Origin of the sequence: Bacillus sp. GbtcB14 (assembly GCF_019091205.1) — a bacterium.
GTDB lineage: Bacteria > Bacillota > Bacilli > Bacillales > Bacillaceae_G > Bacillus_A > Bacillus_A cereus_AG.
The window spans coordinates 1-255 of record NZ_JAGXJT010000206.1; the positions used below are offsets into that span (position 1 = coordinate 1).

The window sequence follows — 255 nt, forward strand, 5'->3', positions numbered from 1 at the left end:
TCTTGATCACCAATTTTATATTTCACCCTAAAAGCAGTGGGTCTTAATGAATCTCCTTTATACAATGCGTTGATTTCAACTGATACTTTTTGAGGAGGGTCTGCTTGTAAAGCCGCTGCCCAATCCTGCTCCATTTTATACCATTTCCCGCCGCTCCTATTAATCTGAGAATTCATCGGCACGATGTTGTCGAATTGGCCTGAGCCTTTGAATTGGGTGGCGATTAGGTGGCCTCCGTCGTCATCTGTCAGACGG

Annotated in this window: 1 protein-coding gene; it reads right to left on the reverse strand. The window is 45.1% G+C overall.

Translation table 11 applies throughout. The features are described from left to right. Positions 1-255: DNA/RNA non-specific endonuclease (locus KVT31_RS29730; protein ID WP_217613745.1), on the reverse strand; the 255-nt coding region annotated here is incomplete at both ends.